Annotated in this window: 9 protein-coding genes and 1 pseudogene; 7 read left to right on the top strand and 3 right to left on the bottom strand. The window is 30.4% G+C overall.

What is annotated here, in order from left to right; all coding sequences use genetic code 11:
- The 7 genes and pseudogenes from CD150_RS12720 to CD150_RS12695 form a co-directional block, all read left to right on the top strand.
- Positions 1 to 468 (top strand): YceI family protein (locus tag CD150_RS12720; RefSeq protein ID WP_103161652.1); only part of this gene is annotated, 468 nt, incomplete at its 5' end.
- Between the two features lie 124 nt (positions 469 to 592).
- Complete coding sequence (locus CD150_RS12715; protein ID WP_225792169.1) at positions 593 to 1,171, top strand: helix-hairpin-helix domain-containing protein; 579 nt, start codon at positions 593 to 595, stop codon at positions 1,169 to 1,171.
- A gap of 15 nt (positions 1,172 to 1,186) precedes the next feature.
- Positions 1,187 to 1,660, top strand: a complete 474-nt coding sequence (locus CD150_RS12710; RefSeq protein ID WP_046207578.1) for an SRPBCC family protein — start codon at positions 1,187 to 1,189, stop codon at positions 1,658 to 1,660.
- A 76-nt stretch (positions 1,661 to 1,736) separates the two neighbouring features.
- Entirely contained in the window at positions 1,737 to 1,913 is a 177-nt protein-coding gene (locus CD150_RS13515; RefSeq protein ID WP_046207579.1) for a hypothetical protein, read from the top strand.
- A gap of 243 nt (positions 1,914 to 2,156) precedes the next feature.
- Complete coding sequence (locus tag CD150_RS12705) at positions 2,157 to 2,975, top strand: formate/nitrite transporter family protein (protein ID WP_073344878.1); 819 nt, start codon at positions 2,157 to 2,159, stop codon at positions 2,973 to 2,975.
- 179 nt (positions 2,976 to 3,154) lie between these two features.
- Positions 3,155 to 3,691, top strand: a complete 537-nt coding sequence (locus tag CD150_RS12700; protein WP_073344050.1) for a GNAT family N-acetyltransferase — start codon at positions 3,155 to 3,157, stop codon at positions 3,689 to 3,691.
- Positions 3,692 to 3,750: 59 nt separating this feature from the next.
- Positions 3,751 to 3,946 (top strand): annotated as a pseudogene (locus CD150_RS12695) (MFS transporter); the annotation flags it as partial.
- 59 nt (positions 3,947 to 4,005) lie between these two features.
- On the opposite strand, the gene CD150_RS12690 reads toward CD150_RS12695, so the two are convergent.
- From CD150_RS12690 to CD150_RS12680, 3 genes are all read right to left on the bottom strand, one after another.
- Entirely contained in the window at positions 4,006 to 4,437 is a 432-nt protein-coding gene (locus CD150_RS12690) for an Hsp20/alpha crystallin family protein (protein WP_019468832.1), read from the bottom strand.
- A gap of 41 nt (positions 4,438 to 4,478) precedes the next feature.
- Positions 4,479 to 4,850: an Hsp20 family protein gene (locus tag CD150_RS12685; RefSeq protein ID WP_073344047.1), complete on the bottom strand. Its 372-nt coding sequence runs from the start codon at positions 4,848 to 4,850 to the stop codon at positions 4,479 to 4,481.
- Between the two features lie 227 nt (positions 4,851 to 5,077).
- Positions 5,078 to 5,518: a MarR family winged helix-turn-helix transcriptional regulator gene (locus CD150_RS12680; protein WP_103161650.1), complete on the bottom strand. Its 441-nt coding sequence runs from the start codon at positions 5,516 to 5,518 to the stop codon at positions 5,078 to 5,080.
- Positions 5,519 to 5,728: the final 210 nt, after the last annotated feature.

Genomic DNA, 5,728 nt, shown 5'->3' with positions numbered 1-5,728 from the left:
GTTAAACACCTGGTGATTTCAAATATAAAAGGTAGATTTAATGAATTCGAAGCTTCACTTGAAGGAGATTTAAATGATTTAAGTACAATTAAAGGTGGTTTAACAATCAAAGCAGATTCAATTGACACTCGCGTTGGTGATCGTGATAATCACTTAAAAAGTGGTGATTTCTTAGATGTTGAAAACTACCCTGAAATTAAATTTGATGTAACAAAAGTAGATGGAAATTCAGTTACTGGTAATTTAACAATTAAAGATGTAACTGAAGAAGAAACTTTTGAATTATCATATGAAGGTCAAAGTAAAAACCCATTAAATGGAGCTACAACAGCAGGATTCATCGCTAATGGCACAATTAACCGTGAAAAATATGGTGTGACATTTAACCAACCACTTGAAACTGGTGGCGTAATGATTGGTAAGGATATAAACTTCCAAGTAAGCCTTGAATTTGCATTAGAAGATTAATAACAAAAATTATAGTAAAAAGGTCCAAGACTGATGTTTGTCTTGGATCTTTTTTTGTTATATAAAATTTAAAATCTTTTTATACGGGTATAAAGTATTAAAAAGGGGGATTTCAGTGGCAACAATGTTACCTAAAATTGGTCGTCCAGCAACGAATGCGTTAGCTTCGATCGGTATAAATACTTTAGAAGAATTAGCAAAATATGAACGAACTACTATATTAGATACTCATGGCGTAGGACCTAAAGCAATCAGCATATTAGAAAATGCGTTAACAGAAGCAGGACTATCATTTAAAAATGAAGCGGCTTCAGAATTTCCATTTGAAATGGTTGGAGATTTAGGGTGTGATAATGCACCCAAACGGCGAATCATGTTAGATTTTCTAATTGGATCTGCATTAGCTGATAAGAATAAGTTATCACAAACAGTTGTGTCAAATTTCAAGTGGCAAGTGCCTGGTGCTTTTGAATTGAACAGTTTAGATGAATTTCAAAATGAAATTGAAGCGCATAAAGTAGATATTAAAAGAATAGAAGTGACGCATAATTTAACACACGGAAAGTTTGGTGCAATGCATGGTACTCAGTTAAATAGTGATGGCACAGCAGTCTACTTTGCGGATTTTATTGAGTTTGAAAGCAATCGTAAAAATGCCAAAATTAAAACAGTGACATCTTATGTAATTATGAATGATGAATAAAAAGGAGCGTTTTAAGTGAGTATAGAAGTAAATGAAAATAAAATTATATTTAAAAGAGATTTTGAAGCAACTGCAGAAGAAATATTTGACGCATATACTGAGCAGTCTTTATTTGAACAATGGTTCCACCCTCAAGGTGCAACAACAAAAGTGTTCGAATTTAATATTGTGACTGGAGGTCAAGCGTTTTTTGCAATATATACTGATCAAGGTACAAGTTATACATTAACAAAGTATAATGAAGTCAAAGCACCTTATTTAATTGATTATAACGATTACTTTACTGATAAAGAAGGTAATATTGATAAAAATATGGCTAGTATGCGTAATGTCATTCAATTGGAACAGAAAGGTGAGAATTCAACACGTATTATATCCACTGCAGAACTACCAGATCCTAAATCAGCACAACAGTTACTTGATATGGGTGTAGAAGCGGGTATGAATAGCACATTTGATAATTTAGAAACACTTTTAAAAAATAAATAGTCATAGATATGTAAGAATTGAAACACTTGTACACTTTAGCTTTTAGTTATAATAAAAGTGAAAAGAGGTGAGTGTATTGAATAAACGTTATTTAAAAGTATTAGGTTTATATACGATAAGTACGCTTGTACCAGCTATGATGTTAAATGAAAAATGTTTAAGTAGCAGTACATTCAAATGGTTATTACGTACTTTAACAGGCTATGGTATTTTTGCTTATGGCCTACATATATTAACAAAATTTAAAAAATAACAGCAAGCAGCGCGATTAAGTTAGAGCTATCCACGCTCCAATATGAGCGCTAATTCGTTATGAACTGTCTCTAATATTTGGAGTGAAATAAAGACACTTTCGTTGAATTCACATTAAAAAGAATTTATACGGAGGTGTTTTTTTATGTAAAATAGAAGTACGTCTATTAAATTTGAATAAAAAATAATACAATGAATCTGTAAGTTTGAAATCTAAATATTTTAAAGGGGAAGGGTGTCGATGTTGATAGAGAATAATAAAGCCATCAAAGATACATATATGTCAGGCGAAACAATTAAGAACATTAATAATCAAGTTCAAATGAAGGATGTAATGTTTGACCAAACACCTGGACGTTATGCATTAAAATCGATTATGTCTGGATTTTTATTAGCCATTGTAACAGTTTTCATGCTTGCAATAAAAACACAATTTGATGGTGCAAATGAAGGACTCGTTAACTTATTAGGCGCTATTTCATTCAGTTTAGCCTTAGTATTAATCGTACTAACACATTCAGAATTATTAACGAGTAATTTTATGTATTTAACAGTTGGATGGTATTATAAACTTATCGGTATGAACAAGGCTTTACTCATTATGTTAGTATGCTTCTTTTTTAATATTATTGGAGGTTTTGTATTATTTGGGTTAATGAAGTTTACGCCTATAATGACAACGGAAATGGTGACAAGTTTAACAACACTTGTAGATGGAAAGACCGTAGATACGACATGGTATGCCATTTTAGTAAAAGCCATTTTCTGTAATTTCTTCATAAATATTGGAATTTACGTATCAATTCAATTTAAAGATGGTTTATCTAAAGCTTTCTTCATAGCCTGTGGTGTTATTGTCTTTGTATTTATGGGTTATGAACACGTAGTATTTAATGCAGGTTTATATGCTGGTATGGTTTTTTATAATTTTGACGCTGTCGCATGGCTACACGTTTTAAAAAATATAGTCTTTGCTTTTATAGGTAATTATATTGGTGGAGGTATATTTGTTGGGCTGGTTTATGCTTATTTAAACGGTAAACGCGATAGTTTGCGCAGTTGATTTTAAGATAAAGTAGAAAGACAATTCGGTTTCGTTAATGAAATCGTATTGTCTTTTATTTTTTATCTATAAAACAAAAAAATTGACTCATTTATCAAGAAACCATATTGTATTACTGTAAATTAATGTTTGAGATTTAATAAAATGAAGCTTTAAGAGAAACGCTAAGGAGTGACAAAATGTCTGACTATAATATTAGAATTGCTGAAATAGATGATGCTGAAGCATTGCAAAAATTAATGCATGAAGCATTTACACCATTAAGAGAATTAGGAATTGATTGGCCATCTGTCAACGCTAGTGTTGAAATGGTCGAAAAAAATTTACAAACGGGTACGACTTTTGTCTTGGAAAATAACACGGAAATTATTTCAACGATAACTGTACGTTATCCTTGGGAGACAAAACGACGTATTTCTATTTATCCGTTTGTATGGTGGTTTGCTACAAAACCTTCGTATGATGGTCAAGGATTGGGCGGCAAGTTATTAAAATACGTTGAAGAAACCTTCCTTAGAGATACGCTTAAGGTACCAGCAGTGACATTGGGTACATCTGCTCGTAAGCATCCATGGCTATTAGATATATACAAAAGAAGAGGTTATGAAGTTTATGCGGAACATGAAAATGACGATGGTGATTTAGGTGTTATTATGAGAAAAGTATTAATTCCAGAACGTTTTGATGAAGAAGTATTAGGACAACCGCCATTTTAAATGATGATATGTAGTAGGGGATTCCTTTAGGTTTTAGCTAAGGGAATTCCCTATTTTTATATTTTAGTAAAGAGGCAGGTACTGCAAACGGTATTGTTTCTATGATGGGCGGTTTGGGGGGGATTCTTCTCACCCATTGTTATTTCTTATGCACAATAGTCACAGGTTCCAGTCATTTAGCGTTTTTTATTATTAGCGATATTTGGAATTATTGCATTAATAACAATGTCGAGAATGGTTAAAAATATAAACTAAAACTATAAATTTCATAAAAAAAGCAACACTTCACTTTTAGGAAGTGTTGCTTTTAATGTTTAATCAATTTGAATATTATAAGAAGACTCTTTTTTCTCTTTTTTAGGTAGCGTCACATTTAGCATGCCATTTTCGTAAGCAGCTTTAATGCCATTTTCATCAACATTATCAAATTGATATTGACGTTTTACATCACTAAAGCTACGTTCTTGATGAATCATGCGTCCATTTTCATCTTCTTTATTATTTTCAAATGATTGTTTGCCTTCTATTGTTAAAACATTATTTTCAAATTGAAGATTAATATTTTCTTTTTTCATACCTGGTAATTCTGCTTCTACTACGTAAGCATCTTCAAGTTCTTTGACATCTGTTTTAATGCTATTACTTCCTGGAAATTGATCGAAAAATTGACGTCCAAAGTCTCTGAATAAATCACTAGGATTTGCATCGAAAAATGAATTATCGAATGGTTTCATATTGAATGCCATAAAGCATCTCTCCTTATATAATTAATTTATTTTGTTACGATTTAATCAATATTAATTTGTTTTTTTGTATGGTTAATAGGTAACGTAACATTTAATATACCATCGTTTAGCATTGCTTTAATATTAGGTTCATCTACATTTTTAAATATAAATTGTCTACTTTGATTATTAAAATTGCGCTCTTTAATCAAGTAATTATCTTGGTTTTGAGTTGTTGTAGAAGTATTTGTAACACTGATTGTTAATGTCTTTTCATCAAATTGAATATCTATATCTTCTTTACTGTAACCTGGCAGTTCAGCCATGACTTGATATGCAGCACTTGATTCATATACATCTACTTTAAAATCATGATGCTCAGTTAATAAATTTTCTAGAATATCTGTAGAAAGATCTTGAGTGTTTTGCATCATTTTTCACCTCTCCTTTAACCTTATATTTATATTATAATACATTAGTCAAAGAAAGTCAAAGTCAAACTATGAGCGTTGATTATTCTAAATGTACGATCATATCAAAAATGGCGTATCAATGATTGTTAACATAAGTATAATTAGAAAAAATAAAAAAGAGGCAAGTTTAAGTTTAAAATAGCATAAATAAACTACACACTTTAAACGTTTCTTTGCCTCTTAATATATTAAATTTCTTTAGTGAAATGTTTATTCACAAAATTTTGTAGTGTCTCTTTTAAGTGAACGGCTTCATCGATATCCATATCAAATTCACCAAAAACTTTTCTAGAGACACCGGGTAATGAATCTTGAACTTTTGCACCATGTTCGGTAAGTGCAATTTGTAAATTACGTTCATCATCAATCTCACGTGTTCTACTAACAAACCCTTTTTTTTCTAATTTTTTTAGTAATGGTGTTAGCGTACCTGAATCAAGATAAACGCGTTGTCCAAGTGTTTTGATGTTGATTTTTTCATTTTTTTTAATTGAGAGCATAACAATATAACCAGTATATGTTAAATCATACTCTTTTAAATATGAAGTATATTTTTTTATTATTTCTTTTGATGAAACATAAAATAGAAAGCACAGTTGTTCTTCTAAGTAACTTAATTTGTCCTCCATTTAATCACCCCTTTTGAAATTTAACCTTATTATGAACTACGTACATTGTCAAGGAACAGTTGTGTCTTTATTCATAATATTTTTATACTGTTGTGAAAGTGTTATTTGAGTTATTTTATTGATTTCATTCATATTAAAGTTAGGTGAAATTGTCCTGAACGGATTATTCAAAAAGTAATAAAGAATATATGTATATTTTATAATATATAC

The sequence above is a fragment of the Staphylococcus ureilyticus genome (assembly GCF_002902235.1).
Lineage (GTDB): Bacteria > Bacillota > Bacilli > Staphylococcales > Staphylococcaceae > Staphylococcus > Staphylococcus ureilyticus.
Note: the sequence above shows the minus strand (reverse complement) of the source record. Positions and strands in the feature narration are given on the sequence as shown.

Coding starts and splice junctions, on each gene's coding strand:
- CD150_RS12680 (WP_103161650.1), bottom strand. CDS start 5,518: ATGGAGGACAAATTAAGTTACTTAGAAGAACAACTGTGCTTTCTATTT.
- CD150_RS12690 (WP_019468832.1), bottom strand. CDS start 4,437: ATGGCATTCAATATGAAACCATTCGATAATTCATTTTTCGATGCAAAT.
- CD150_RS12700 (WP_073344050.1), top strand. CDS start 3,155: ATGTCTGACTATAATATTAGAATTGCTGAAATAGATGATGCTGAAGCA.
- CD150_RS12715 (WP_225792169.1), top strand. CDS start 593: ATGTTACCTAAAATTGGTCGTCCAGCAACGAATGCGTTAGCTTCGATC.
- CD150_RS12685 (WP_073344047.1), bottom strand. CDS start 4,850: ATGATGCAAAACACTCAAGATCTTTCTACAGATATTCTAGAAAATTTA.